The organism is Natronosalvus amylolyticus, assembly GCF_024298845.1.
Taxonomy (GTDB): Archaea; Halobacteriota; Halobacteria; order Halobacteriales; family Natrialbaceae; genus Natronosalvus; species Natronosalvus amylolyticus.
On the sequence record NZ_CP101156.1, the window covers coordinates 115,965 to 140,138 of the forward strand.

At 60.4% G+C, this 24,174-nt stretch carries 25 protein-coding genes; 14 read left to right on the forward strand and 11 right to left on the reverse strand.

Annotated features, from left to right (window positions below):
- Nucleotides 1-38: 38 nt before the first annotated feature.
- From NLK60_RS00575 to NLK60_RS00585, 3 genes are all read right to left on the reverse strand, one after another.
- Complete coding sequence (locus NLK60_RS00575; RefSeq protein WP_254808962.1) at nucleotides 39-536, reverse strand: DUF5797 family protein; 498 nt, start codon at nucleotides 534-536, stop codon at nucleotides 39-41.
- A gap of 80 nt (nucleotides 537-616) precedes the next feature.
- A complete protein-coding gene (speB, locus tag NLK60_RS00580; RefSeq protein WP_254808963.1) occupies nucleotides 617-1,468 on the reverse strand; it encodes an agmatinase in 852 nt (283 codons plus the stop codon).
- Nucleotides 1,468-1,842: a translation initiation factor IF-5A gene (locus NLK60_RS00585; RefSeq protein ID WP_254808964.1), complete on the reverse strand. Its 375-nt coding sequence runs from the start codon at nucleotides 1,840-1,842 to the stop codon at nucleotides 1,468-1,470. Before NLK60_RS00585 ends, speB begins: the two co-directional genes overlap by 1 nt.
- Before the next feature lie 113 nt (nucleotides 1,843-1,955).
- Between NLK60_RS00585 and NLK60_RS00590 the strand changes: the two genes are divergently transcribed.
- Nucleotides 1,956-2,561, forward strand: coding sequence for a hypothetical protein (locus NLK60_RS00590; protein WP_254808965.1), 606 nt, complete (start codon nucleotides 1,956-1,958; stop codon nucleotides 2,559-2,561).
- Between the two features lie 28 nt (nucleotides 2,562-2,589).
- Here the strand turns inward: NLK60_RS00590 and NLK60_RS00595 are convergent, their stop codons facing one another.
- Nucleotides 2,590-3,387, reverse strand: a complete 798-nt coding sequence (locus NLK60_RS00595; protein ID WP_254808966.1) for a DNA polymerase sliding clamp — start codon at nucleotides 3,385-3,387, stop codon at nucleotides 2,590-2,592.
- Between the two features lie 112 nt (nucleotides 3,388-3,499).
- Here NLK60_RS00595 and NLK60_RS00600 point away from each other — a divergent pair, with 112 nt between their 5' ends.
- Complete coding sequence (locus NLK60_RS00600; protein WP_254808967.1) at nucleotides 3,500-4,072, forward strand: DUF8102 family protein; 573 nt, start codon at nucleotides 3,500-3,502, stop codon at nucleotides 4,070-4,072.
- A 68-nt stretch (nucleotides 4,073-4,140) separates the two neighbouring features.
- Here the strand turns inward: NLK60_RS00600 and NLK60_RS00605 are convergent, their stop codons facing one another.
- The 4 genes from NLK60_RS00605 to NLK60_RS00620 form a co-directional block, all read right to left on the reverse strand.
- Nucleotides 4,141-5,208 carry an aminotransferase class I/II-fold pyridoxal phosphate-dependent enzyme gene (locus NLK60_RS00605; RefSeq protein ID WP_254808968.1) on the reverse strand — a complete coding sequence of 356 codons (1,068 nt, stop codon included), beginning with the start codon at nucleotides 5,206-5,208 and terminating at the stop codon, nucleotides 4,141-4,143.
- 87 nt (nucleotides 5,209-5,295) lie between these two features.
- Nucleotides 5,296-6,402 (reverse strand): enolase-like domain-containing protein, encoded by a 1,107-nt coding sequence (locus NLK60_RS00610; RefSeq protein ID WP_254808969.1) that lies wholly within the window; start codon nucleotides 6,400-6,402, stop codon nucleotides 5,296-5,298.
- 100 nt (nucleotides 6,403-6,502) lie between these two features.
- Entirely contained in the window at nucleotides 6,503-8,173 is a 1,671-nt protein-coding gene (locus NLK60_RS00615) for an ABC1 kinase family protein (RefSeq protein WP_425499057.1), read from the reverse strand.
- A 6-nt stretch (nucleotides 8,174-8,179) separates the two neighbouring features.
- The gene (locus NLK60_RS00620; RefSeq protein WP_254808970.1) at nucleotides 8,180-8,623 is read right to left on the reverse strand and encodes an Hsp20/alpha crystallin family protein; all 444 of its coding nucleotides are present in this window, start codon (nucleotides 8,621-8,623) and stop codon (nucleotides 8,180-8,182) included.
- 337 nt (nucleotides 8,624-8,960) lie between these two features.
- Between NLK60_RS00620 and NLK60_RS00625 the strand changes: the two genes are divergently transcribed.
- Nucleotides 8,961-10,250: a molybdopterin molybdotransferase MoeA gene (locus tag NLK60_RS00625; protein WP_254808971.1), complete on the forward strand. Its 1,290-nt coding sequence runs from the start codon at nucleotides 8,961-8,963 to the stop codon at nucleotides 10,248-10,250.
- 155 nt (nucleotides 10,251-10,405) lie between these two features.
- On the opposite strand, the gene NLK60_RS00630 is transcribed toward NLK60_RS00625, so the two are convergent.
- On the reverse strand, nucleotides 10,406-11,608 hold the full coding sequence (locus tag NLK60_RS00630; RefSeq protein ID WP_254808972.1) for an LEA/WHy family protein: 1,203 nt from the start codon (nucleotides 11,606-11,608) through the stop codon (nucleotides 10,406-10,408).
- A gap of 109 nt (nucleotides 11,609-11,717) precedes the next feature.
- Here NLK60_RS00630 and NLK60_RS00635 point away from each other — a divergent pair, with 109 nt between their 5' ends.
- The 5 genes from NLK60_RS00635 to NLK60_RS00655 all read left to right on the forward strand — a co-directional run bounded on the left by NLK60_RS00635 (nucleotide 11,718) and on the right by NLK60_RS00655 (nucleotide 14,036).
- Entirely contained in the window at nucleotides 11,718-11,903 is a 186-nt protein-coding gene (locus tag NLK60_RS00635; protein ID WP_254808973.1) for a DUF7525 family protein, read from the forward strand.
- Nucleotides 11,904-12,024: 121 nt separating this feature from the next.
- A complete protein-coding gene (locus NLK60_RS00640) occupies nucleotides 12,025-12,249 on the forward strand; it encodes a DUF7123 family protein (RefSeq protein ID WP_254808974.1) in 225 nt (74 codons plus the stop codon).
- Nucleotides 12,250-12,367: 118 nt separating this feature from the next.
- On the forward strand, nucleotides 12,368-12,805 hold the full coding sequence (locus tag NLK60_RS00645; protein ID WP_254808975.1) for an SRPBCC family protein: 438 nt from the start codon (nucleotides 12,368-12,370) through the stop codon (nucleotides 12,803-12,805).
- Nucleotides 12,802-13,662, forward strand: coding sequence for a nitrilase-related carbon-nitrogen hydrolase (locus NLK60_RS00650; RefSeq protein WP_254808976.1), 861 nt, complete (start codon nucleotides 12,802-12,804; stop codon nucleotides 13,660-13,662). Before NLK60_RS00645 ends, NLK60_RS00650 begins: the two co-directional genes overlap by 4 nt.
- A gap of 224 nt (nucleotides 13,663-13,886) precedes the next feature.
- Nucleotides 13,887-14,036, forward strand: coding sequence for a hypothetical protein (locus NLK60_RS00655; RefSeq protein ID WP_254808977.1), 150 nt, complete (start codon nucleotides 13,887-13,889; stop codon nucleotides 14,034-14,036).
- Between the two features lie 51 nt (nucleotides 14,037-14,087).
- Here NLK60_RS00655 and NLK60_RS00660 read toward each other — a convergent pair whose 3' ends face one another.
- Nucleotides 14,088-15,623, reverse strand: a complete 1,536-nt coding sequence (locus tag NLK60_RS00660) for an aldehyde dehydrogenase family protein (protein ID WP_254808978.1) — start codon at nucleotides 15,621-15,623, stop codon at nucleotides 14,088-14,090.
- 67 nt (nucleotides 15,624-15,690) lie between these two features.
- Complete coding sequence (locus NLK60_RS00665; protein ID WP_254808979.1) at nucleotides 15,691-16,500, reverse strand: RIO1 family regulatory kinase/ATPase domain-containing protein; 810 nt, start codon at nucleotides 16,498-16,500, stop codon at nucleotides 15,691-15,693.
- 107 nt (nucleotides 16,501-16,607) lie between these two features.
- Here NLK60_RS00665 and NLK60_RS00670 point away from each other — a divergent pair, with 107 nt between their 5' ends.
- The 6 genes from NLK60_RS00670 to NLK60_RS00695 all read left to right on the forward strand — a co-directional run bounded on the left by NLK60_RS00670 (nucleotide 16,608) and on the right by NLK60_RS00695 (nucleotide 24,159).
- Nucleotides 16,608-17,780: a DUF7544 domain-containing protein gene (locus tag NLK60_RS00670; protein ID WP_254808980.1), complete on the forward strand. Its 1,173-nt coding sequence runs from the start codon at nucleotides 16,608-16,610 to the stop codon at nucleotides 17,778-17,780.
- Between the two features lie 86 nt (nucleotides 17,781-17,866).
- The gene (locus NLK60_RS00675) at nucleotides 17,867-19,009 is read left to right on the forward strand and encodes an acyl-CoA dehydrogenase family protein (RefSeq protein WP_254808981.1); all 1,143 of its coding nucleotides are present in this window, start codon (nucleotides 17,867-17,869) and stop codon (nucleotides 19,007-19,009) included.
- A 392-nt stretch (nucleotides 19,010-19,401) separates the two neighbouring features.
- Nucleotides 19,402-20,754 (forward strand): erythromycin esterase family protein, encoded by a 1,353-nt coding sequence (locus NLK60_RS00680; protein ID WP_254808982.1) that lies wholly within the window; start codon nucleotides 19,402-19,404, stop codon nucleotides 20,752-20,754.
- A gap of 327 nt (nucleotides 20,755-21,081) precedes the next feature.
- Entirely contained in the window at nucleotides 21,082-22,140 is a 1,059-nt protein-coding gene (locus NLK60_RS00685; protein WP_254808983.1) for an ABC transporter ATP-binding protein, read from the forward strand.
- On the forward strand, nucleotides 22,137-22,916 hold the full coding sequence (locus NLK60_RS00690) for an ABC transporter permease (protein WP_254808984.1): 780 nt from the start codon (nucleotides 22,137-22,139) through the stop codon (nucleotides 22,914-22,916). Before NLK60_RS00685 ends, NLK60_RS00690 begins: the two co-directional genes overlap by 4 nt.
- Nucleotides 22,917-23,178: 262 nt before the next feature.
- On the forward strand, nucleotides 23,179-24,159 hold the full coding sequence (locus NLK60_RS00695) for a hypothetical protein (protein ID WP_254808985.1): 981 nt from the start codon (nucleotides 23,179-23,181) through the stop codon (nucleotides 24,157-24,159).
- The last annotated feature ends 15 nt before the right edge of the window (nucleotides 24,160-24,174 follow it).

Sequence of the window (24,174 nt, forward strand, 5' to 3'; positions counted from 1 at the left end):
GGGGACTCGTCCCTCGAGTCCCTCCGCCCGTTGACGAATTACGCGACGACGACCTCGAGTGCGTCCCGCTCGACGGTCAGTCGGAAGGTCGGCACGGTTCGATATTCGACCTCGACGACGTCCTTTCGTCGGAGACTCTGTAACGCCGAGCGAACGTCCTCGGCCGAGGGGTCGATGTCGAAGGCGTCTCGCAAATCGTGGAGGACGGAGACCACGCTCTGTGAGCGCTCGTCGGGTTCGGCGAGCACCCGAACGACCTGGGCGTGTAACTCGGGCACGCGAATCTTCGACGGTGGCCCGTCTTCTTCGCTCAGCTGGACGCCCGGTTCGACGTCGACCAGTTCGGCCGCCTCCGGCGTCGCTCGAATCAGGCTGTTATCGTCACGAAAGTAGTACTCGCTCAGTTCGTCCTCGAGAAACGAGTGGACTTCGCTGCCACTCTCGAGATCCCAGCGGTCCTGCAGTTCGGCATTTTTCGTCGGCTGTAGCTCAACCACGTCGGCCAGTCGCTTTCGGGCTACCTCAGAGAGCGTCATCCTCGAATCGTGTGGGGATAGGACGATACGCTATTTCTGCGTTGCGTCACGGAGTCGCCAGGAGAGGGGAGGCGACGGAGTCAGGATTCGTTCGCACTCGCGTGAGAAAAGACGAACTCGCGAAGCAACTTTCCGGCCAGGGAGGCGGCCTGCCCGTCGTCGCGGTCGTTGACCTCCACGACGTCGAACCCGGTTGCCTGGGGTGCGACGGCTCTGACGACGTCGCGCATCTCACGAGGCTCGAGGCCGAACGGTTCCATCGTCCCCGTTCCAGGGGCGTATGCGGGGTCAGCGCCGTCGATGTCGACGCTCAAGTAACACTCGCGCCCGTCGAGACGGTCCTCGAGCGTGGGGACGAATTCCGCGGCGTCTTCGGGCGCGACCACCGTCACGTCCGACTCGCTCGCACGATCCCACTCCGCTTGGTTGCCCGTGCGCGCACCGATGATAATGGCTTCTTCGACGTCGACCTCGAGTGACTCCTCGAACGCCTCGGGGTCGAGAATTCGGCGGGTGACACACGCGTGATTGAGCGGGTTCCCGCCGTACTCCAGTCTGCAGTCGAGGTGCGCATCGAGGCAGACGAACACGTCTGGGTCGACGGCACCGACGCCGGCAGCCGTCACGGTGTGTTCACCACCGAGGATGATCGGCACGGCGTCGTCCCAGACGGCGTCGGTCAGCGTGCCTTCGAGAAACTCGAGATACTCTTCGACGTCGTCCCAGGCGTGGAGGTCGCCATCGTCGTACACACCCAGGTCGGTGAACTGTTGGCCCGTCCGCTGGTCGTAATCGTCGAACGTCTCGGAAAAGTGTCGAATTCGCCGAGGCCCGAATCGGGTACCCGGCTCGAACGTCGTCGATGCGTCGAGGGGCGCACCGACGATGACGAAGTTCGCCTCCGTACGTTCGGCGGTCGCCCCAGGGAACATCAGACGATCTTGCGCTGGCCTTCCATCTCGAGGTACTCGATGTTGTCGTCAGGGGAGGCATCGACGTCCTCGGGGATGCGCATGGTGAACGTTTCGTAGGACTCGAGGTCCATCACCTGCATGTCGTCGCCGTCGGTCGAGACGACCTGGCCCTGTTTCCGGTTGATGATGGGGACCCAGATTTTCGCGTCGACAGGCTGGGAGAGCGATCGTTTCTTGCCGTCGAAGACGCCGACGGCTTCGATACGGGCTTTGGCGCTCCCGTGTTTGCCTGGCTTTGCCGTGGAGTAGGAGTTGATCTTACAGGCCGCGTCGTCGATGACGACGTAGCCACCCTCGCCGAGGTCGCGAACTTCTTTCTGCTGTTTCGCCATGTGCCGGGATACTCAATCGAGCGCTATAAAGGGATTGAAACCGCGTAGCCGATGACTCGTTTCGAGCGACCACGAAACGACTTTCTTCTCGTCCACCAATCGTCTCGTATTCGATGTCTGAGACGCTGTTGATCGCCGGAACCTTCGTGCTGGCACTCATCGCCACCATCGCGCTGATCGTCGTTCGCCGGCGACTGGACCGAACACACCAAACGCGAGTGGAGACGATCGAGCACCGCCTCGCCGAAACGCACTCGGTCGAACGGACGCACCTCGAGCGCCCACCCACGCTCCGGGAGCTTGCAGTCGTCGACCGTACCGACGACGATCGACCGGTGTACGTTCCCATCGTCCGTTTCGACCTCGGAATGACGGAAGCGCCCAGTATGGACCTCGTCTTCGAGTTCGTCGGGAGCACGCTCGAGACGGTCCACCCGATCCTCGTGGCCGATCCAGACGTCCGGATTCGACACTACGACGTCCAGTTCACGTTCGGACCAAGTGGGTTGTTCGTCTCGAGGCTCTGCCAACGAGTTTCGGTCCCACTCGAACTGGTCGACAGACTGTGTCGGGACGCGAAGTATCGGAAGTTCGATCTACAACGTGACGTTCGCGACGGTGACGCTGGCGATGGAGAGACGCCGCCAGTTATGTGGGGTGATTGTCGCGAGTATCGACGAAGCGACGACTCGAGTGACGGGGCTGGGAACGTTCGTTGAGGGGGAGCAGGCCGCTTTCGTGTGGAGATCAGTTGGCCGTGATCCGGGGAGCGACCAGATACTCGACAGCGCCCGTTCCGTCGGCGAACTCGTATCCCACCGAGAGCGGTTGTTCGGTGCCGAACTGGAGGTCGATGTCGACGCCGCTCGGCATCGCCCGATTGATCGCGCTCAGATAATCGATCGAAAAGATCGAATGTGCGTCCCCTGGTTCGATATCGACGAGATCGTCGGCCGAAAGGGTCAGTGAGACGTTATCGGTATCACCTGCTGCGATGACGGAAAACTGTCCATCGTCTTCGTCGAGGTCGAACTCGAGGTGGTTCGAAACCATCGCTGCTGCCCGGACCGACCGATCGAAGGTCGCCGAATCAGCGACGACCGTCCCACTGGGGGTAAACGCCTCGCGCGACTCCGCAGGTGGGCTGCGAATCGTCTCCGGGTCCAACAGCGCGAGCGTGTATTCCAGTTCGTCGAATCGAATCTGGAGCGTCCGCGTCGCAGAATCTAGCGAGAGTTGCACGGACTGTCCGCGGTTAGCGATACCCACGACGTCACGGAATCGCTCGAGATCGACACCGATGTGATCGGACGTGGCCTCGAACGTTTCGAATGCGGACGGCTCGAGCGTGATGTCCGCCCAGACGACCGTTGCGGCGTCAATGGCGGTTACTCGGACGCCTTCCGGGTCGACGTACAGGTGGCACTCGTCGAAGAGCGTGTGGGCTAGTGCGAGCGTGGTTTGCAGCCGTTCGGCCTCGATTGTCGCCTGAAACGTTTCCATCGAGTTCGTGTGTGCTGTCGTCTCCGTCTCGTTTTGGGTCATGGTTGACGTACCAGTTACGTATCCTATAATTGTTACTGACGGGAATTGGTAGATAACCTGGAATCAGTTATCTATATATGTGCGTAATAGAATAGATAATCTATATCAAGTTATGTCTGACAACTCTCGAGATCGCGGCATACTGAGTGGCGCCGATCGAGCGTACCTGCGCGGTGACACCGAACTGGGGAGCGTGCAGTCAGAACGGAACACGCGGGCGCGGATCCGCAATCGGATCTACCAGGCGATTCAGGACTTCGAACTGCTCGTCGAACACCTGCCAGCGGACGACAGGAAACTCGTCTTCGAGAAACGATTCGATGAAATGGACGGGACAGCAGCGTTCGATACGATGGTCTCCGCGATGGCGTTCCTGTACCAGGCGACCAACGATACCGAACTCACGTTCGAAACGGTGCTGAAAGAGGGAATCAACCTTGCTGAAGCGGGGAACGATCGGGCAGCGACGGTTTCCCTCGAGGTCACCTACCAGTCGCTCACCGTCGACCAGTTGCGTCGTAAACTGAAACGTGGAGAGACGCTCTCGCTCACCGAAATCGCGTTCTTACACGAAAGCGAGGCGATCCGCCGAGACGAACTTGCCCGGTACTTTACCGACGTGGAGGAGGCAACGGCTGACATCGACGACGGGCGCATTCAGTCGAAAGTGACGAACTTCTCGTGAGAATCGGTTCGTCTCCCGTCTCATTTCACTCACAGGAAGACGAACGATCGAATCGGAGCCCTCGGCCCTCAATCCGCGATAACGCGACCAACGCGCTCGAGGCCGTCCTCGAGTTCGTCGGTTGGCAACCCGAAGCCGATCCGAAAGTACCCGGAGAAACCGAACAGGTCACCTGGGGCGAGAACGACGCTCTCCTCCTCGACGACGGTTCGGCAGAACTCGGTGCCGTTCTCGAATCCGTCGGGAACCGTAACGAATCCGTTGACGCCGACCGGGTCGTACCACTCGAGGCCGTGATCGGCCACGAACGTACGCACGCGCTCACGGTGATCAGCCGCCAGGGCGCGGTTTTCCTCGAGGATCGCGGCTTCCTGCTCGCCGAGTGCCTGTTTCGCGATGTGCTGGCCGAAAATTGACGGGGAGATGGTCGTATAATCCTTCCAGACGCAGGCGTCCTCGATGACGTCGCTGTCGCCGACCAGCCAGCCAAATCGGGTGCCAGCGAGGCCGTAGGCTTTCGTCAGGCTGGTCGTCGAGAGACCGTGTGGGCCCAGGCTGGCGACCGGCGGGAGCGGATCGTCCGCGAGCAGCCGATACACCTCATCACAGAGCAAGTAGGCGTCGTTGTCCTCGGCCAGATCGTAAAGCGCCTGCACCGTTTCCTGGGCGTGATACCGGCCAGTCGGGTTGTTCGGGTTGTTGAGAACGATGACTTCGGTCTCCGGACGGATCGCTTCCGCGACGGCGTCGACGTCCAGTTCCCAGGTCGGTGGCTCGAGGGAGACGCGTGTCACGTCGCCAATCGCTTCGGGGACGGCGTGTAACGCCTGGTAGGTCGGGGTGACCACGACGGCGTGGGAGTCGTCGTCCTCGAGCAGCGACAGAAAGGCCAGAAAGTTCGCTTCCTGCGTGCCGACGGTGAAGGCGATTTCGTCGGCGTCCCGACCGTAGCGACTCGCGACGGATTCGCGAAATTCCGGGTCGCCGTCGGTGGGGATCACGTACCCTACGTCGCCCGGGTCGGTATCGAAACGATCGGCTGGCAGGCTACGGATTCCGCTCTCGGCGAGCATGATGTCTGCCTCGTGTTCGTACTCGTCGAACCAGCGCTCGAGGCCGAACGGTGTGATCTGCATGGGGAAACGACCGTTCCCGACGAGCAAAGAATCACCGACTTGCGTGCCCGCAAAGCGGGCGTTTGTGGACAGTGACAACCTCTGGCTTCACTCCCACCGAAAGCCGGCTGGCCCGGAACCCTCCCCTGAGAGAGCCTCTGGGACAGCGAGCGGACTCGTCGGCAGCCCGTCGCTCACGGCTGGCTCGTTGTACGCCCGAGGCGCGACGTCGTTCGGCCCGTCAGAATAAAACAGCGAGGCGAGCAACTGCAACTGCCCGCGGCCGACGCCGAGTTCGAACTGGCCGCCGCCGTACAGTCGGATGTCGTGGTCGTCCGCGTACGCTATCGTCTCGAGCAGCGACTCGAGCGAGCCGAATCGAGATGGTTTGATGTTGAGCCAGTTTGGCTCCCACAGCAACGCTCGCACGTCTTCGACGCCGTGAATCGGGGCATCCCAGGAGAGCCGTTCGCGAACGCCGGCCGCCTCAAGCACGGGTCGCGTCTCGGGCGTGACCGCCGGGTCCTCGAGGACGGCCTCCGGAAACGCCTCGGCCAGGTTTTGGTACAACTCGGGATCACCCGGCACGTCGACGTCGGTCCCCTCGTACTGGCCTTTGAGGTCGAGTATTCGAACGCCGCCGAAATCCGCGACGGCGTCGATGATCGACGAAGCCCACTCCGGCGTCGGGTCGAGTTTGAACTCGAGGTCCGGAACGACGTCTCGGAGCGCCTCCAGCCGTTCGGTCGTCGGCGGCTCGCCAAGGCGCGTACTCGTGACGAACCGAACCGGCTCACACGGGCGCTCGACGCGAGTCGCTATCGAGGTGCCAGCTTGGCGCAACGCCAGGTCGAGTCCCGCACTTTCGAACGCCCAGCGCCGATAATCGAGAAAATCCGTCCGTTCGGGATCGCCCGCTGGAAAGAGATCGACCGACTCGAGATATGCGGAGAATTCATCGAGCGTATAGGTGCCCTCGAGGTCGAACGATGTCCAGTCGGCGGCCTGGAACGCGTCCTGCTCGTCGGTGTCGTAGGTGACGTCTTCACCGATACCGGTGACGGTTTCACGTCCCGGCCTATCCGTTTCGACCGGCCCGGTGAGCATGATTTCGGTGGTCACTCGCTCAAAGCCACTCGAGGTGTCGGCCTCGAGGCGTCGCCAGTCGACCGCGTCGATCGTTAGCTCGAGGTCGGCAAGGGCGTCGTATGCCATACTGGTTCCTCTAACGCGACACGTATGAATGGTGGTCACACGCTCGGCTCAGGGGTGGTGTCCTTGGCATCCCACAGGTCGAATACTGCAAATCCGCCACTCACTCGCGTTGCCGTTTGCGCATATTCTGGCGCGTGAACTGTGGTTTCGCCATAATCGACCGACGGCTGCGGAACGAGCGATACAACAACAGGACCAAAATGGCCGAGAACACTGCGGCAACAATCGACCCTTCGGGTGCCTCGAGTGCGTAGAGGACGCCCATCGAAAACAACGACATCGTTAGCAGGAGACCGTAAATCAGGCGTTTTGCGAGTGTTGCGAACACCTGGTCCGAGTCCTCGACACCGACTCGCACGAACAGGTCGTCCCGGTCGACCCGGTCGAGTGTGCGCTCGAGTTTTGGGGGCACTCTGACAGCTGATTCGCCGGCTCGACGGAACTGGTCGACGGATTCCTCGAGGACGCGCTGGATCGACTCCTCGCGGTAGCCCTGTTCGGTCAGGTAGGTCGTCGCCGTCGAAATGAAGTCGAAGTCAGGGTCGAGCGTGACACAGACGCCTTCGACCACCGTCGCCACCCGGAGCACGAGCGCGAGATTTTTCGGAAGCCGGAACGGAAACTCGTAGATTGAATCTTCGATCTGCCCGATAATTTGCTGAACGCGATACTGTTCGATGTCCTCGCCACGTGCGTCAGCAATAGCCAGTTCCATGACGTCGGCCATCACGGCACGATCGGCATCCGGACTCAGGGTGCCGATTTCGATGAGTGAATCGAGAATCGCGTCGATGTCTTGGTTGGCGACGGCGATGTAGAACTCGACGATTTTGTCCTGAATGAACGAATCGACGCGCCCGCTCATCCCGAAATCGTAGAAGATGATCTGTCCCTGTTCGGTGACGGCGAGATTTCCAGGGTGCGGATCCGCGTGAAACACCCCGTCGTCGATGATCATCTGCAGGTACGCTCGCTGCAGGGTTTCGGCGACCTGATCGCGAGGGATTCCCTGTGCGTCGAGATCGTCAACCTGGTTGATCTTCGTCCCGCCGACGTACGCCATCGTCAACACTCGCTCGCTCGAGTACTCCTCGTAGACGTCCGGAATAACGATTCGTTCGTCGTCCGCGAAATTCGACTGAATCTCGGTGAGCATGCGGGCCTCGCGACTGTAATCCATCTCCTCGCGAATCGTCTTGGCAAACTCGTCGGCCAGGTTCTCGAGTGAAAACGACCGCGAGTCGTCGACGAAGCGCATCAAGACCGGTAACGACCAGCGGATCACTCGCAAGTCGGCCTCGACGAGCGTCTCGATGTCCGGCCGTCGGATCTTCACCGCCACGTCGTCGCCATCGAGCGAGGCCCGATAGACCTGTCCGAGGCTGGCACCGCTGATCGCTTCCGTGTCGAACGACTCGAACTGTTCGTCGACAGGTCCGAGGTCTGCCTCGAGCACCGCCCGGGCCTCCTCCCACTCGGCTGGCGGCACCTCGTCCTGTAATGCCGAGAGGACGTCGATGTAGGCGGGCGGAAGGACGTCCGGCCGCGTCGAGAGTAACTGGCCGAGTTTGATGAACGTCGGGCCGAGAGTGAGCAGTGACTCGAGCAACACCGTTGCTCGCCGCCGATGAATCTCAGGACCGACCTGACGCGGTCGTCCGAACAGGAGCCACCGACGGCGGTCTCGAGCGTAGGCGAGCAACAGCGGGAGGAAATGCCACGCGACGACGACGAATCGGCGGTACGCGTGAAGTGTCGACAACGATGACACCCCGGATTAGCGCTCCTCGTCGGTGGGTGTCGTTTCGTCCGCCGATGCCGTCGACTCGGCGTCACCGGTTTCGTCGTCGCGTTCTTCGGCCTCCTCCTGATCGAGGACGTCGATTCTCGTCTCTTCGGTTTCCGCTCGTTTCGGAAGTCGTAATTCGAGGACGCCCCGGTCGACCGTTGCAGCGGCCTCTGTCTCGACTGCATCTTTCGGCAGGGGCACGTCGACATCCACGAAGAGCGAACGATTCTCTTCGAGATACTTGAACTGTCCGGGGAGCGATTTTTCGCGACGGGCTTCGATGCGGATTCGGCCCCCATCGACGGCGACATCGATGGTCTCGGGAGAGACGCCCGGCACGTCGAGAACGAGGAGGTAGGCTTCGTCGCTCTCGAGCAGATCGAAAAACGCGGCGTCGGAGAGATCCCGCAACGCGTCACGGAGCGCAGACATAGCTACACGTTCGAACGCCGATACGAAAAAGGCCGCGGTCGCGGATGTTTCTTCAAACGGTCTGTTGGACCTGTGTGACGGTGATTCCCACACCTGCATGGGTTCCTTTGGTAAGGACGACCCGAGATCGTCTCTGGTCTCGAGGTCTGGATGGCTGTCTCGATCCTTTTGTGCCATCGCTCCTGATGTCCACGGTGCCTACCGTTTCAATACAGTCTTAATAGTAATTGTCTGTGTCAGGATTTTTGCAGCCTCGTTCACACAGGACGCCACCCTCGGTCCCTCCTCGTCGCTCAAACCCCCGTACGCTTTTGCGCCTGGACACCTGCTTTCAGGTATGGAGGGTGCCGATCACAGTCGCAAGGAATCCGGCTTCAAACGACGAACCCGCGTCGACGATGCACTGTCGATACTCGAGGATACTATCGAAACCCGTGTCGATGGATGCGACACCGAGCGGACCCCACTCGAGCGGGCCGATGGCCGGGTCCTCGCCGAGGCAGTCAGCGCGGCGGTAGACGTCCCACACTACGAGCGAGCGGCGATGGATGGCTACGCCGTTCGAGCCGAGGATACGTTCGGAGCCAGCGACCGATCGCCGGCAGCCCTTTCAATCGATGTCGGAGCGAGCGACAGCAACGCCCCCCTCGAGGCGAACAGTGCCCGCCGGGTCCACACCGGCAGTGCGCTCCCGGCTGGTGCGAACGCGGTGGTGATGATCGAACACACCGAACGCCTCGAGGCGACCGACGAACTCGAGGTGCTGGGTGCCGTCGGCGAGGGACAGAACGTCGCCCCTGTCGGCGAAGACGTGACGGCTGGCCAGCACCTGTACGATTCGGGGCATCGCCTTCGGCCCTCGGATCTCGGATTGCTCCGCTCGGCCGGCATCCAACGGCCACTGGTCGCTCACCGGCCGACGGTGGGCGTCGTGCCGACTGGCGAGGAACTGGTCAGCGGGGACCCCGAACCGGGTGAAGTCATCGAGACGAACGGGCTCACGGTATCGCGACTGGTCGAACGCTGGGGTGGCGAAGCAACCTATCGGAACGTCGTGACCGACGACCCCGACGCGCTCAGAGTCGCCATCCAGCGTGACCTGACCAAAGACGTCGTCGTCACCAGTGGTGGCTCCTCGGTCGGGCAACGTGACCTCTTGCCCGAAGTGATAGACGACCTCGGCGAGGTCCTCGTCCACGGCGTGGGACTGAAACCCGGACATCCCGTCTGTCTGGGTATCGTCGAGGGAACACCAGTTCTCGCTCTCCCCGGCTACCCGGTCGCGTGCATCATCAACGCCGTCCAGTTTCTCCGGCCCGTCCTGGCCTGGTTGCAGGGAACCGATCCCTCGCCGCACCCAACGACTATGGCCCGTCTCGAGCGAAAAATCCCGTCCGAACCAGGGACGCGAACGTTCGCTCGCGTCAGCCTCGAGTCGCGTGACTCCACAGAAGCGCCTGCGAGCGACGATGAAACCCCACTCGAGTACCGGGCAATGCCGACTCGAGCCAGCGGGTCGGGCGTGCTCTCGAGCGTGGCGCTCGCTGACGGCTGGGTGGTCGTTCCCGAGGAACGCGAAGGGATTCCCGAGGGTGAAACGGTTGCGGTCGAACGCTGGGAATCGTGACGGTTGCAGTCAGGTGCTGTAATCCGTACGTCGACGGAGGCGACCGCTGAAACCGGTGTGGTTGGGCGAAGGATGCTGACCTCGAGGCGATAACACAATTCACTGGGTCGGGGTTCTCGTCCTGCACCGCCTATATAAGTCACTCGAGACGTGCCTCAGACGAAAAACACGCCGAGGAGGCCACCATCATCTTCTTCGTCGTCGCCATCACCGTCTTCCTCGTCGGCATCGTCGTCCTCTTCGTCAGTTGCATCCCCGTCCGACTCGTCGGTCCCGTCGTCTTGGTCACCGTCATCGGTCGACGTCTCTCCACCGTCCGTCTCTCCGTCGTCGCCGTATTCGTCTCCGTCGCCGTCTTCACTACTCCCATCGTCCATCCCGTTTCCGGTGTCACCGTCCTCATCGTTCCCCCAGATGTCCGTTTCGACGGTCTCCTCGTAGGTCATTTCCTCGAGCGGGATGCTGATTGTGACTCCACTTACCAGCTCGAAATCGGCGGTAAATTCGATTCGAAGATCGGAGACCTCCTCGTTTTCGACGTGGGTCACCCACCAGTCGTCCAGGTTCTGATTTTCGATACGCGTCGTCGTGTCGACCGTGGTTTCACGACCGGGCTGTAACACGTGCTCGCGGTCGCTTTCACCCTGGCCGATGACGACGTCGTTCATCGTAATCTCGTAGCCCAGACGGGTCATCGGGATGGCATAGTCCTGTGGGTTGTACATGTCGAACGCTAACTCGAGTTCGGTGTGACGGTCGTCGACGTCGCCCCACTGGCCACGGGTTTCGTTGACGTAGAGGAAGGGGTCGTCGACGAGCGCTCTGTTGGCGTCGATTGGCCTCGTTTCGTCGCTATTGAACGATGACAGGAGATCAGTTTCGATAGTTCGTTCGTCCGAAATCGACGTCGAACGGTCGAGCAGGCCACTCGAGACGGTGGCGTCGATCAGGACGTGTGTCTCCTCGTCGTTTTCGATGTGTGTTACCCACCAGTCCGGAATCCGCTCGTTTCGCATCTCGGTTCGGAACGATTCGGTGGAGGTGCCTGGCTCGAGTCGAATCTCGTCGCCACCGCCCTCGGCCATCTCGACGTCGTTCATATAGACGACGTAGGTCGCGTTGACGTCGGCGGCGGCTGCACCGATGGGGTTCGGATTGGTGACCGTCATCTCGGTCAGGATCTCGGTGTCCGTCTCGGTGACGTTGCCGAACTCGTTATCGACTGACTCGACGGCAGGAGCACCGATGAAACCGGCCGCATATGCGCCACCGATCAGTACCACGATGGCGAGCAAAAGGGACAGCAGTATTCGAATCCCGCTGCCAAACAAGAGCGATTGAAGGCGGTTACGTACCATATGGGTATCGTGTTCGGTACCGGTGTATGCCCAGCCAAAGCAGTTAGCTCTGTTGGACTGTCGCCACCGAAAGGATGGAATTAAGATACCCGACATGCAACGTCGCCGTATGGCAGACCACACGCAGACGACTGACAGGGGGCTTGGACTGGGGTTACTCCTCGGCGCCGTCGCCATCCTCGGCGCACTCGTGATGCTCACCACGGCACCACAGATCGAAGCCGCCTGGGGATTCGCCGCCGCAATGGTGTTTGGTTCGCTCGCTATCGTTGCAATGCACGTTTACTGGGACTGAGACTGTCATCTAATCTCGGTGATTTGTTGAGCCAGCGTCGAGGCACGGTTCCCCATCTCAAGAAAACGTGAACGACGCTCAAGAGTTAAGACCACAGCGGCCCTATGTCACGGTACGTACGATGACGGACTACTCCGAAGAAGAACAGCGAATCATTTCGTATCTTCGAGAGAGTGCTGCTCGCGGTGAGCAGTATTTCAGAGCGAAGAACATCGCGAGTGCAATCGGTCTCTCATCGAAACAGGTCGGTGTTCGGCTGCCACATCTGGCCGAGAAAACCGACGATATCGACATCGAAAAGTGGGGCCGCGCCCGCTCGACGACCTGGAAGGTCACGCTCAGCTAACGCGTTTTCGGTACCGTCACCTCTTCGAACAGTCCAACCCTCCCTCGAGCGGCACGAAAGCCGGCAATCCGTTCTCGAAGACGCCGTCTTTTTAATCGCCTACTCCGCAGGTACCAGTATGACAGTCCGGGTCAACCGTTCGTTCGAGTTAGGAGCCCCACCCGAGCGCGTCTGGGAGTTCATTGCTGATCCGGAGAAACGCGCCCGGTCAATTAGCGTCGTCACGGGCTACACGACGAACGATTCCGAAGGGATACGGGCAACGTGGGACGTCAAGTTACCGCTGCCGTTGATCACTCGCACCGTCGAGGTCGATACCGAAGACGTGATTCGACGACCGCCGGAGTACGTAAAATTCGTCGGTCGCTCGAAAATGCTGGACGTCACTGGGGAACACAAAATCGTCGAAACGGAGACCGGTTCGCGACTCGAGAACACGTTCGTCGTCGACGGTCACCTTCCCGGCGTCGAGAAGTTTTTCAAGCGGAACCTCGACGGCGAACTCGAGAATCTCCAACGAGAACTCGAGCGAGATATTCGACGTGATACCATATGACCCGGACCGAACCCGACCACAGCGACGAACGAACGGCTGATGGGGATCGGTCGATCACGCTCGGCCTCGCGCAACTGGAGATCGAGGATGGAGACCTCGATGGGAACGTCGACCGTGCGGTTGACGCTGTCGCCAGCGCCGCCGCCCGCGGCGCTGATCTCGTTGCGCTTCCGGAACTGTTCACGGTGGGTTACTTTGCCTTCGATCTGTACGCGCGCTCGGCTGAACCGCTCGAGGGCGAAACGATGACAAAAATTCGAACGGCAGCGAGCGACCACGACGTTGCCGTTCTCGCGGGGAGTTTCGTCGAAGACCTTGCGGCCACAGAATCCGTCGAAACGCCGGCCGATGAGGGCTATGCGAATACGACGGCCCTGTTCTCGGCCGATGGCGATCTCGAACTCGTCTACCGGAAACATCACCTGTTCGGCTACGATTCGGCCGAAACCGAACTCCTCGTGCCCGGCGAGCGAATCGACACGGCGAACGTCTGCGGGGTCGAAATCGGCGTCAGCACGTGTTACGACCTGCGATTTCCGGAACTATACCGGATCCTCGTCGATCACGGTGCCGAACTCGTTCTCGTCCCGAGCGCCTGGCCGTATCCCCGCATCGAACACTGGGAAACGCTGTCTCGAGCACGGGCGATCGAAAATCAGTGTTTCATCGCGACGATCAACGGCGCTGGGACGTTCGACGATGCAACGTTGCTTGGCCGGTCGACGGTGTACGATCCGTGGGGAACGGTGCTTGCCTCCAGCGGCGACGAACCAACGCTCGTACTGACGACGATCGATATCGACGACGTCGGGGACGTCCGCAATCGATTCCCGGCACTTCGGGACCGACGGTTGTGACGCCACGGACCGCTAATACGCGCTCGAACGCGACCAACTATCGAGTCGGGACACCGATCACTGTCTTTTTATGAGTTGGGGCCCCACCATCAGTCGCCGGTTACGACGCTTTTCACGTCAGGACCGGCAAAGCGCGTCGCTCGGCCCGTCGTACTCGTTCCCGGGAAACGAGTCATCCACTCCACTCACCCCCTCGCCCTCTCCACTCTCGCCTCGCTTTCAGTATGCAAACGATCGAGTCGCAACTCGAGCGTCCGTGGGTTGGTGTGACGGCGTTCGCCGTGGTGATAGCGCAAGACGACCTCGAGCGGAAAATGCGAGACCGGAAGGTGTGTTCCTCGTACGTTCCCTCCCAAACGTCGACCGGTGCGTGAAATCGAACCGCACCGCATGATTTCACCCTTAACTGCAGGTTTGGGAAGGTACTAGTCGTCCTGGGTCTTGATGTCGGCTGAGAGGCCCTGTGCCATCTCGATCTCTTTGGAGTTGTTGAGCGTCCAGGCAGTACGCTCGGTGACGGCTTCGATAGCCTCGCGGGCACTTGGATACCCGTTGCCGGACTTTTTCACGCCACCGAAGGGCAACTGAACTTCGGCACCGATACACGGCAGGTTGGCGTATGCCAGCCCGAGTTCTGCGTGGTCGCGGAAGTAGTTGATCTGGCGGTAGTCTTCGGAGATGATCGCACCGGCGAGTCCGTAGGGCGTGTCGTTGTGAATCTCGACGGCATCTTCGATGTCACCCGAGTACTGCATGAGGGCGACGTGCGGGCCGAAACACTCCTCTTTGATACAGCGCAGGTCGGTGTCGTACTCGATCTCGTAGACGAACGGTCCGACCCAGTGGCCATCCTCGTGGCCGTCCGGAATCTCGTTCGCCTCGAGTTCGGCGCGGTCGACCAGCACCTCGGCACCTTCCTTTTTCGCGAGTTCGTTGTGCTTGTGGATTTTTTCGACGTGGCCCGGTTCGATAGCCGGCCCCATGAACGTGTTTTCGTCGAGGGGATCGCCCACGGCGACCGACTCGGCGAGTTCGACGTAGCGTTCTTTGAACTCGTCGTAGACGTCTTCGTGGACGATCAGGCGCTCGCTCGAGACACAGCGCTGGCCGGTGGTTTTGAAACTCGACATGACGGCCGAGTGAACGGCGATGTCGAGGTCGGCGTTTTCGGTGATGACGATGCCGTTTTTGCCGCCCATCTCACAGGCCGCGAGTTTGCCGGGTTCGCCACCAACCTTGCCAGCGATCTCGTGGCCGACTTCTGCCGAACCAGTGAAGAGCACGGTGTCGACGCGCGAATCGTCGACGATGGATGCGCCAGCGTCGCCGAAGCCCTGGACCATGTTGAACACGCCGTCGGGAACGCCAGCATCGTCCATCATTTCGGCGATGATCTGTCCACACCAAGGCGTCTGTTCGGCGGGTTTCCAGACGACCGTGTTCCCTTCGACGAGTGCAATCGCCATGTGCCAGAACGGGATGGCGACCGGGAAGTTCCAGGGCGTGATACAGCCGATGACGCCGCGTGGTTTGCGGCGCATGTAGGCGTCTTTGGCCCCGACTTCGGAGGGGACGACGTCGCCGTGTGGATGGCGAGCGTTGCCGGCGGCCCACTCGACCATGTGGTAGGCTTCGATGACGTCGGCGCGGCCTTCGCTGATCTCTTTTCCGCACTCTTTGGTAACGACCTCGGCGAGTTCCTCGGTTCGTTCACGCAGTTCGTGGTAGATGTCCCAGAGGTACTCCGCGCGGTCGATGTACGAGAGTTCGCGCCATTCCTCGAAGGCCTCGTCGGCCGCGGCGAGTGCGACGTCGATGTCGTCTTCAGTGCCGCGCTCGAAGGTCGCCAGTGACTCGCCGGTCGCCGGGTTCTCGCTCTCGAACGTCGTGTCGCCGCTGCCGTCGGTCCACTCACCGTCGATGTAGTGTCCGTACGTGCCGTCTGCTGGCTGATCGGTCATACGTGGCAATATTTTCGTCGACCCGTATGAAAAAACCTCCTATCCGTCTGCAGTCACGGACTTTCGTTCAATTATGGCCAATATCCGCCACCTTTTCAACTTCGCTCCTGAGCTGGGTGGAGTCGAACTCGTGGTCGGGCCGTACCCTGATAAAGTCGAGAAACGAACGCGCCGTCAACAGCGTTTCCCCATCGTACACCGTGGCCGCAGCAGCTACTGCAGTTCGGGCACCGATACGAGGCTCGAGGATCGCCAGTGCACACGCGAGGTCGTACGCTGTGGTCTCTTCGACCCGTGAATCGTCGACACTCGTTGCGTCGATGAAATACAACTCGTCATTACAGAACAGGACGTTCTCCGCTCGCAGGTCACCGTGTGCCAGCCCGTGGTCGTGCAGCGTCGCCAGCATCGAGAACAGGTCTGTCGCGTAGTCGCTGAGCGTCTCGTCTGAGACTTCTTCGAGGGTTCGAAAGTCCGGCAGGTATTCCAGCACGAGTACACCGAGACCGTTGACTTCGAACGCGTCGATCGGTCTGGGGGCGTTCAGTCCGACGGCTCGCATCTTCTGGGTTGCTTCGAACTCGTGTTCGACCATCTGCAGTGGCGTCTCAAACCGGTCGAAGAATCCTTCCGCTCCGGAGGAAAACGCGCCAACGTTTCGACCGGTGGTCAGCAGGCCGTGGACGAGCGCGTTCTGTCTGGAGACGATTTTGACGAAGTACTCGTCGTCGATGACACAGGGGGTAGAAAGCCAGTTATCCGCCTCGAGAAACTCCACGCGGACGGTATCGCAGTCGTATCGGTCCGCCAGCGTCCGGATAACACGCTCGATTCGACTCCATTCGACCGTGCCTCGAGCGAGCTGGCGGATGTCCATACCGGCACTACTGAGGCGCGGTTCATAAAGGCGTTCCGGGAGACGGTGTTTCTCGCACGGAATATATTCCCCGTGATTTATCTCTACTGGCCGACATAGTAGCGACGATGTACGCAATCGACGACCTGAGCGACGCTATCGATGTCACTCGCAATTTTCTGACTCCGGTCGACATCTGGATGTGGCTCAAACTGGCGATCATCCTCCTCTTCGTCGGGGGTCTCACTTTCGGTGGCCCGACGGCACCGACTGGTGACCCGACGGGATTCGATACGGGGACGACGACGGAGGGAGACGTCGACAGTCTCGAGGAGTTCCAGGCCGAGTGGGAAGCGGAGACGGGCGAGGAGTTCCCGGTCGATGACCTCATCGCTGCGATTGTCGTGCTGGCAGCCATTCTCATCGGCATCTGGCTCGTATTTGCATTTATTGGTGCGATTTTCGAGTTCGTCTTCGTCGAATCGCTCCGTTCCTCGGCGGTCCACGTCCGTCGGTACGCGAACCGTAACTTCGGGCGGGGCGTTCGCCTCTTTGGCTTCCGAATAGGCTTGCTTCTGATTCTTTCGCTCATCGTGGGCGGTCCTATACTGTGGGCGATTTCGTCAGCCGACGGTGTGAGCGCGACGCTGGCGGTTCTCGGTGTTGCCTACGTCGGACTCGTCTTCATTTCGGTCCTCGCATACGTCCTCATCAGTCGCTTTACGACCGTATTCGTCACCCAGATTATGTTGGGTGAAGAACGCGGCGTCTTGAGCGCCTGGAACCGATTCTTGCCGACGCTGCGATCGAATCTCGTCGAGTACGCGGTGTACGTCGTTCTCGTCTGGGTGCTGCAGTTCGTCGTCTCCATCGGCTACGGCTTTCTCGTTGCCATCGTCCTCGTCGTACTGGCGATACCGTTCGTTATTTTGGCTGTCCTCGCTGCGATGGCCGGTGGCACAGTCGGTCTGGTGCTTGCCGGTGCCATAGCGGCCGTCGGATTGCTGTGTGGTCTTCTGGTTGTCATGCTGATCCGCGTTCCCATTGACTCGTACTTCCGGTACTACGGATTCCTCATCCTTGGGGACACGAACCCGGACCTCGACCTCATCCCGAAACAGCGTGCGGCCGTTCGCAGCGACGGCGGCGAACCGGACGCTGGCGATGACGGGGACACGGAGTGGGACGACAATGGGGCCGATTCCGGATGGAACAACTCGAGCTGGGACGACGATGGCGACGGTTCCGAGTGGGACGACGATTCGACTCGAGACGACGACAACGATCGAGGCGGATGGTAACAGACGGGTCCGTTCGACGGGGTATTTGCGTTCTCTCCCTGCTCCGTCTTCGGTGAATTTATCTCTCCGCTCGGCAAGTATTGCGCATGGATTTCGATCTGCCCGACGAACATCGGATGACCCGAGACTCTGTCAGGGCTTTTTGTGACGAGGAAATCGAGCCGATAGCACAGGAAATCGAAGAAGAACATCGGTTTCCCGAAGACGTCTTCGACCAGTTAGCGGATCTGGACATGATGGGCGTCCCCATCTCCGAGGAGTATGGGGGACTGGGCGGTGATACCCTGCTGTACGCCGTGGTCGCCGAGGAGCTCGGGCGAGTGTCGGGATCAGTGGCGCTCTCGTACGTCGCTCACACCTCCCTCGCCTCCAAACCGCTCGAGTTGTTCGGAACCCACGAGCAGAAAGATCGCTGGCTCCGTCCGTTGGCCGAAGGCGAGTATCTCGGTGGCTGGGCGCTCACCGAACCCGGCAGTGGCTCGGACGCCTCCGATATGAACACCACGGCGGTCAAAGACGGCGACGAGTGGGTACTCAACGGCACGAAGCAGTTCATTACGAACGCGAACGTCGCAGGTTCGGTCCTGATCAAGGCCGTTACCGACCCCGGTGCGGGCTACGGCGGGATTTCGACGTTCATCGTCGACCCCAACGAGGATGACGGGTTCGAAGTGACGAACGTCTGGGATAAAATGGGACTCAACGCCTCGCCGACGTGTGAGCTGTCGCTCTCCGACGTCAGGCTGCCCGAAGACCGCCTCCTCGGCGAGGAAGGCGAGGGCTGGAACCAGACGAAAAAGACCCTCGACGGCGGCCGGATTTCCATCGCCGCTATCTCGACCGGACTCGCCCAGGGTGCGTACGAACACGCCCACCGCTACAGCAAAGACCGCGAACAGTTCGGGAAACCGATCTGCAAGTTCGACGCCATCCGGGACAAACTCGTCGACATGCACCGAAAAACCGAGCGTGCCCGTTTGCTCACCCACAAAGCCGCCCGCCGTTACGACAACGGTCAGTCGGTCACCAAGGAGTCGGCGCTGGCCAAACTCGACGCCAGCGAGGCCGCACGAAAAGTCGCAGAAGACGCCGTTCAGGTGCTCGGCGGCTACGGCTACACGACGGACTTCGCCCCGCAGCGGTTCTACCGTGACGCCAAACTCATGGAAATCGGTGAAGGGACGAGCGAAATCCAGCACCTCGTCATCGGTCGTGAACTCGGTCTGTAACGCACACACACACTCGGGTCTCGGTCTGGTGCATTTCATAGAAAGTTTCGCACAGGCTTTGAAAACTATCAGTACAGCACACCTACAGAGCGGTTGTTTCACTCCAAATCCCCTGGTGAGAATCCGTCCTGATGTGATGAGTTCCTTCGGAAGTTCGCTCACTGGATGCACCGTCGTTCAGATTTCCCAAAACAGCTAAGTGACCGGTCTCGTACTGATGAGTACGAAATGTATCTGCGTCACGTCTGAGTGGGATTCGCCTCACTCCACGGTGGTCGTTCGCTCACAGCGACGCCACTATTTGGCGAATCTATCCTCCACACCGACCAGCGACCGCTCCGGTCGTAACGGGTGTGGCACGACTCGCTTTTGACCACCACAGACACACCACAATGACGAACGATACACCGACGAACGAATCGACTACGACCGACCACGCCGGGACCTGCGAACTCGTTGCACAACTCGAGCAAAGTAGTGTCGAACTTGCGACGGCTGACCCGACTGCCAACCACGCCGACCTCGCTCCGGTAGGCGACGCGCTCGCTGACGCCCGCATTATCGGCCTCGGTGAGGGGACCCACGGAACAAGAGAGTTCTTCCAGCTCAAACACCGCATACTCAGGTTTCTCGTTGAAGAGCAGGGCTTGCGACTGTTCACAATAGAGGCGAATCTGCCCGAGACGATGGCGCTCGACAACTACGTCGTCCACGGCGAAGGCGACGCACTCGAAGCACTCGCCGGGACGTACTTCTGGGTTTGGCGGACCGAAGCCGTGCTCGCGCTCGTGGAGTGGCTCCGCGAGTTTAACGCTGGTCGACCGCTCGACGACCGAGTTCGGTTCTACGGTATCGATGCTCAATATACGACTGGAGCGGTGGAGCACCTCGACAAGTTCCTCGCCAGCGCCGACCCAGATCTCCAAGAGGAACTACAGGCGGACTTCGCCGCGACGAACGACGAGGGTAACACCAACGATCAGTACATGAGTGACCACAACCCCGAGGCGACCGAGCGACTGCTCGATCGACTCGGAACTGCGTTTGAGGAACGTAGAGAGGCCTTCCTAACGGCGACGAGCGAACGGGAGACCGTGATGGCTCGGCGCTGTCTCCACGTCATCGAGCAGGCACGGCAGCGCCGCATCGCCCGAGAGACAGATGGGATACAGGCCTCGATGGTTGTCCGAGACGAGGCGATGGCGGAGAACCTCTCGTGGGTGCTGGAGTACGAGGCCACCGACCGCACCGTGCTTTGGGCGCACGACAGCCACATCTGCCGGACGGTAAACTTCGGTGCGCGAGTGGAGCCCGCCCCGTCGCTGGGGAGCCATCTCGCTGAACGCTACTGTGACGACTACTTCGCGCTCGGATTCGACTTCCTCAGTGGATCGTTCAGCGCGATTGGCATCGATTTGACCCCTGAAAGCGAACTCAGCACGTGGTCGCTTGACGGGCCGCCAGCGGACTCCATCACTCGCGTGTTCGCCGCGACCGGGTGCGACCTCGCGTTCCTCGACTTCGACACCGCCAGCGAGAACAGCCTACTCGATGAGTGGCTTGCCGAACCGAGGGCAAAGCGGAAGCTTGGAGCCGTCTACTACGGCCCCGACGGTCCCTCAGAAAACGAGAGAGATGGACAGGCAGCCCACAACGCAGTTAGGGTCCTTCCCGAGGCGTTCGACGGATTACTGTTCGTCCGGGAGACGATGCCGTCACGGGTGCTTGAGGACCCGGAGCACTGAATCGGGTGCGGGAAACCTACCCCGGGGACTCTCGATGTATTAGCGTACGTATCGAGGAAGACAGGATAGAGGTCTACCAAGTACTCGACTAATTTGCTACGTTCGCATCTCTACCGCTCGTTGCGAACTATGCTATGGCACGCTGGTCTGTAAAGCTGACACTCGAGTCGTGATGTGAGACGATTTCTCGAGTTGGCTCAAAACGGAGCGGGTGGGTATATATTTGACGCCTGACCACTTGCTTGCCGTCGGCTATTTTACAGCAATTTCGTTTCCGGACGCGACGCGAACGAAGCGCTTACGCCCGGTCGGCCGATAGCCGGCCACATGAACGCTGGCGAGGACACTGATGGTGGGCCACTCGAGTCCGTCGTCGACGCCCAAGGACTCGAGAAGACCTACGGCGAGACCGTTGCGCTCTCGAGTGTCGCGCTGTCAGTCGACCGGGGGAGCGTGTTCGGGTTGTTGGGCCCGAACGGGGCCGGGAAGACCACACTCGTCCGTGCCCTGACGGGGACGACCGAGCTCGATAGCGGCTCGGTTCGCATTCTCGGCAGCGAACCACGTACCGTCGACCGGAACCGGATTAGCGTCCTCCCGCAGGCGTTTTCGCCCCCCGATAGGCTCACCGCTCGCGAGCTACTGACCTACTATGCGAGCCTCTACGACGAGGCTCGCGACCCGGAGCGCGTCCTCGCTGACGTCGGTCTTGCCGACGACGGCGAGACGTGGTACGAAAATCTCTCGGGTGGGCAACAGCGTCGCGTGTGTGTCGGTGCCGCAATCATCAACGACCCCGACTTGCTCTTTCTGGACGAGCCAACGACAGGTATCGACCCCGCGGGTCGCCGTACCGTCTGGGGCCTGCTCGAGGGGCTCGCTGAGCGCGGGACGACGATCATCCTGACGACCCACGATATGGCCGAAGCCGAACACCTCGCAGACCGCGTTGGACTGCTCGCCGACGGTCGACTCGTCGCCACCGGTACCCCATCGGCACTCATCGCCGAACACGGCGGATCGAGTCGACTGACGATCGACCTCGAGGCAGAGACCGAAGGCGGACACTCCGCGACTGCGAGTCGTGTGGACGACCCGGTTTCGGAGCCCCCTTCCCTCGAGCGAGCCAGAGAGGCGGTTGCCGACCTCGAGTATACGACGACTCGCGAGAAGGGAGCACTCGTGATACACGACCTTCCACCTGCACGCATCGGTGCTGTCGTCGACGCGCTCGATGACGCCAAGGTCGCGTACAACGGGCTCTCGTGGGCGGAACCCGACCTCGAGGACGTCTATCTCGCTGTGGCTGGAGACACCGAACGGCGCGCAACGACTCACTCAGCGACTCTCGAAGGGGGGCCGTCGACAGCGGGTGATGTCCGATGAGTCGATTTGGACGCATTCGAGGACAGGTGAACGCGGATTGGCGGTCGTTCGTCCGACGGCGCACGGCCGTCTTCTTCACGTTCTTTTTCCCCGTTATCCTGATCGTCATCTTCGGCGCGCTGGTTCGGACGGACCCAACCGGCGGCGGGCTGTTCGCCGAACAACCGGCGTTTTACGTGCCGGCGTATCTCGCCGTCGTCGTGCTGTTCACCCCCTTCTCACGCCTGGGAAGTGAAGTTGCACGACACCGCGAAGGGAACCGGTTCGAAAAGCTGGCGACGACGCCGCTCTCTCGTCGGGAGTGGCTGCTCGCCCAGACGCTGGTCAACGCGCTCATCATCGGCCTCGCGAGCGTGTTGATTCTCGCCCTGGTCGTGGCACTGACGGGGGCGGAAATCGTGTATCATCCAATCGTCGTCGCCTACATCTTCGTCGGCGTGGTCTGTTTCTGTGGCATCGGCGCGATGCTCGGGAGCTACGCAGATTCACAGGACGGGGCAATCGCCGCGAGTAACGCGCTCGGCCTGCCGCTGCTCTTTCTGTCGGAAACGTTCGTCTCGCTCGAGCAACTGCCCGGCTGGTTCGAGCCCCTGGTGAACCTCTCGCCGTTGACGTACTTCGCTCGAGGCGTCAGGGCAGCGACGTATCCGGAGGCGACGACCGGCACTACTGGTGTCGCTGGATTCGACCCCATCGTGGCGAATCTCGTGGTCCTCGCGCTGCTCGGAGTCGTGACGTTTCTGCTCGGCGCGCGGTCGATACCGCGAACAGATTAAGGGGACTCGACTCGCCTGATTCAACCGATATGGGGACTTCTCCGTCCGGAAGGCAGTCAGCTTTGTGATTGAACGAGTAGCGTGTCTCGAGAAATAGTAGCCATTGAAACGGTTTACACACCTACCGCGATGCCGTCTTGCGATAGGGTATGCAATGACTTTCAATGGCTACTATAGCCCTCAAGGTTACCCCCAGGTAAGTTTCAAGTTACCTCGAGGAAAGTATCAAAGCTTTTTACCTACAAATTAATTGTACGTCGATATGGTATTACACTTCGGTAAAGCAACTGGCATCTATTTCAAAACGATGCCGTTCGTGTTACTGCGGATGGGAATTGGCGTCCTGCTTGGCCTCGCTACAGTCCTGTATTTCGGGATTCTGGGATTTCTGGCATACACATTCTTTAGCGAGAGTATCTCCGGCGTTATCGCCATTATCGGCCTGCTGATCGCTCTGTTCATCTTCATCAAAGCCTGGAACCTCTTTGCCAGATACGTCCTCTACCTCGTGAAAGCGGGACACATCGCGGTGATCGCACACATCATCGATACTGGAGAGGTGCCGTCGAATCAGATTTCCTACGGAACGGGGCAGGTCAAAGAACACTTCAAAGAGGCGAGCGCGCTCTTTGCCGTCGATATGGTCGTCAAAGCGGTCATCAAGCAGTTCAACAAACGCGTGGTCTCTTTTGCCGACCTCGTCTCGTTCGTCCCGAACCTGAAACAGATCATCCAGATCATCGCCAAAGCGATCACGATCGCGGCTTCCTACATCGACGAAGCGATCATCGCCTACATGTTCATCAGCGAGGAAGACAACCGCTGGAAATCGGCCGGTGACGGCCTGGTGTTGTACGCCAAAACCTGGAAATCCGTTCTCGGGTCGACACTCCTGATCGTGCTCGGAATGTACGCGGTCGCGCTGGTTCTACTTCTGGCACTGAGCCCCGTCGCTGCGCTGCTCGGCGGTCTCTCGACGACGTTCGAACTCATCGGCTGGGTCGTCATCGCCGGCATATTTTTGACCATCTACTCCGGCTTCCTCAAACCGTGGGTCAAAACCGTCGTCATCACTACCTTCCTCATCGAGGCACAGGACGAAACGCCCGATTCACAGACCCGACAGTACATCGAAGAGCGTTCGGACAAGTTCAAAGAACTCCTCGAGCGCGGTGAACAAGAAGAGACCGAAACCTCCACGGAAAAACAGCCCAACGACGGCGGCCCGGCGACTCCTGCCTGATACTGTCGAACAAAA

Excerpts from the sequence above, each read along its gene's own strand:
- NLK60_RS00600 (WP_254808967.1), top strand. The coding sequence starts at position 3,500 with ATGTCTGACAACTCTCGAGATCGCGGCATACTGAGTGGCGCCGATCGA.
- NLK60_RS00620 (WP_254808970.1), bottom strand. The coding sequence starts at position 8,623 with ATGTCTGCGCTCCGTGACGCGTTGCGGGATCTCTCCGACGCCGCGTTT.
- NLK60_RS00685 (WP_254808983.1), top strand. The coding sequence starts at position 21,082 with ATGAACGCTGGCGAGGACACTGATGGTGGGCCACTCGAGTCCGTCGTC.
- NLK60_RS00650 (WP_254808976.1), top strand. The coding sequence starts at position 12,802 with ATGACCCGGACCGAACCCGACCACAGCGACGAACGAACGGCTGATGGG.
- NLK60_RS00585 (WP_254808964.1), bottom strand. The coding sequence starts at position 1,842 with ATGGCGAAACAGCAGAAAGAAGTTCGCGACCTCGGCGAGGGTGGCTAC.
- NLK60_RS00595 (WP_254808966.1), bottom strand. The coding sequence starts at position 3,387 with ATGACCCAAAACGAGACGGAGACGACAGCACACACGAACTCGATGGAA.
- speB (WP_254808963.1), bottom strand. The coding sequence starts at position 1,468 with ATGTTCCCTGGGGCGACCGCCGAACGTACGGAGGCGAACTTCGTCATC.
- NLK60_RS00635 (WP_254808973.1), top strand. The coding sequence starts at position 11,718 with ATGGCAGACCACACGCAGACGACTGACAGGGGGCTTGGACTGGGGTTA.
- NLK60_RS00670 (WP_254808980.1), top strand. The coding sequence starts at position 16,608 with ATGTACGCAATCGACGACCTGAGCGACGCTATCGATGTCACTCGCAAT.
- NLK60_RS00575 (WP_254808962.1), bottom strand. The coding sequence starts at position 536 with ATGACGCTCTCTGAGGTAGCCCGAAAGCGACTGGCCGACGTGGTTGAG.
- NLK60_RS00655 (WP_254808977.1), top strand. The coding sequence starts at position 13,887 with ATGCAAACGATCGAGTCGCAACTCGAGCGTCCGTGGGTTGGTGTGACG.
- NLK60_RS00690 (WP_254808984.1), top strand. The coding sequence starts at position 22,137 with ATGAGTCGATTTGGACGCATTCGAGGACAGGTGAACGCGGATTGGCGG.
- NLK60_RS00625 (WP_254808971.1), top strand. The coding sequence starts at position 8,961 with ATGGAGGGTGCCGATCACAGTCGCAAGGAATCCGGCTTCAAACGACGA.
- NLK60_RS00630 (WP_254808972.1), bottom strand. The coding sequence starts at position 11,608 with ATGGTACGTAACCGCCTTCAATCGCTCTTGTTTGGCAGCGGGATTCGA.
- NLK60_RS00605 (WP_254808968.1), bottom strand. The coding sequence starts at position 5,208 with ATGCAGATCACACCGTTCGGCCTCGAGCGCTGGTTCGACGAGTACGAA.
- NLK60_RS00680 (WP_254808982.1), top strand. The coding sequence starts at position 19,402 with ATGACGAACGATACACCGACGAACGAATCGACTACGACCGACCACGCC.
- NLK60_RS00590 (WP_254808965.1), top strand. The coding sequence starts at position 1,956 with ATGTCTGAGACGCTGTTGATCGCCGGAACCTTCGTGCTGGCACTCATC.
- NLK60_RS00695 (WP_254808985.1), top strand. The coding sequence starts at position 23,179 with ATGGTATTACACTTCGGTAAAGCAACTGGCATCTATTTCAAAACGATG.
- NLK60_RS00660 (WP_254808978.1), bottom strand. The coding sequence starts at position 15,623 with ATGACCGATCAGCCAGCAGACGGCACGTACGGACACTACATCGACGGT.
- NLK60_RS00610 (WP_254808969.1), bottom strand. The coding sequence starts at position 6,402 with ATGGCATACGACGCCCTTGCCGACCTCGAGCTAACGATCGACGCGGTC.
- NLK60_RS00675 (WP_254808981.1), top strand. The coding sequence starts at position 17,867 with ATGGATTTCGATCTGCCCGACGAACATCGGATGACCCGAGACTCTGTC.
- NLK60_RS00645 (WP_254808975.1), top strand. The coding sequence starts at position 12,368 with ATGACAGTCCGGGTCAACCGTTCGTTCGAGTTAGGAGCCCCACCCGAG.
- NLK60_RS00665 (WP_254808979.1), bottom strand. The coding sequence starts at position 16,500 with ATGGACATCCGCCAGCTCGCTCGAGGCACGGTCGAATGGAGTCGAATC.
- NLK60_RS00640 (WP_254808974.1), top strand. The coding sequence starts at position 12,025 with ATGACGGACTACTCCGAAGAAGAACAGCGAATCATTTCGTATCTTCGA.